Origin of the sequence: Erwinia sp. MYb416, assembly GCF_037479575.1 — a bacterium.
Classification (GTDB): domain Bacteria; phylum Pseudomonadota; class Gammaproteobacteria; order Enterobacterales; family Enterobacteriaceae; genus Erwinia; species Erwinia rhapontici.
In genome coordinates, this window is sequence record NZ_JBBGYT010000387.1 from 1 (window position 1) to 785 (window position 785).

Below are 785 nucleotides of genomic sequence, written 5' to 3' on the forward strand. Positions count from 1 at the left end.
TGTGCGTCGCGCAGCACCGCAGAAGGCCCGAAGCGTATGGACTGTGCGGCAGGGTTTGGTGCTGCAACGATGGTCACCGCCACCTTTGGTTTTGTCGCAGTATCCCATGTGCTGAAGAAAATGATGGCAAAAGCAGCGCGTCAGGCCTAAATCCGGATTTGCGAGGGTGAGGCATACCTCACCCCGCTGTTGTGGCCCGCATCACGGCATCGGCCATCGCCTGCAATCCGGCGCTGCGTGAGGCACTCAGCTGTTCTTTTAATCCCAGCTGCTCAAATAGCGCCAGCGGATCGTCCTGCTGTAACTGTGCCGCTGTTTTACCTTCTACAGCCGTCAGCAGTACGGCCAACAGCCCGCGCACAATACGTCCCTCGCTCTCGCCAAAGAAATGCAGACGCCCGTCAGCTATCAGCTGATGCCCCAGCCAGACGCGATTTTCACATCCGGTCAGCTCAATTTCAGCACTTCTCAGTTCATCGGGCAGGGCGGGCAACTGTTTGCCCAGCAGGATCAGCTGGCGGTAACGCTCCTCCCACTGTCTGTAATGGGAAAACTGCGCCCGCAGTGAGCCTGAGGTAATCAGTGTGCCAAAGGGATGCGAAGCGATAAGCGGTAAACTCATGATTAATCTGCCAGTAGCGTCAGGGCGGTGGTCATGGCCGCGACCAGCGCGTCCACATCTTCAACGGTATTATAAGGGGCGAAGGAGGCACGTAATGTCCCGCTGACGCCCAGGGCGGCCAGCAACGGCTGGGCGCAGTGCTGCCCGGCGCGCACGGCAATGC

At 59.1% G+C, this 785-nt stretch carries 2 protein-coding genes and 1 pseudogene; 1 reads left to right on the top strand and 2 read right to left on the bottom strand.

The genetic code is table 11. The features are described 5' to 3' along the window. Window positions 1-150, top strand: a pseudogene (locus WH277_RS05480) (tRNA cyclic N6-threonylcarbamoyladenosine(37) synthase TcdA); the annotation flags it as partial. Between the two features lie 28 nt (window positions 151-178). Here the strand turns inward: WH277_RS05480 and csdE are convergent. Both csdE and WH277_RS05490 read right to left on the bottom strand, forming a co-directional pair. Continuing rightward, complete coding sequence (gene csdE / locus WH277_RS05485; protein WP_339456639.1) at window positions 179-622, bottom strand: cysteine desulfurase sulfur acceptor subunit CsdE; 444 nt, start codon at window positions 620-622, stop codon at window positions 179-181. 2 nt (window positions 623-624) lie between these two features. Further along, window positions 625-785 (bottom strand): aminotransferase class V-fold PLP-dependent enzyme (locus tag WH277_RS05490; protein WP_339504881.1); only part of this gene is annotated, 161 nt, incomplete at its 5' end.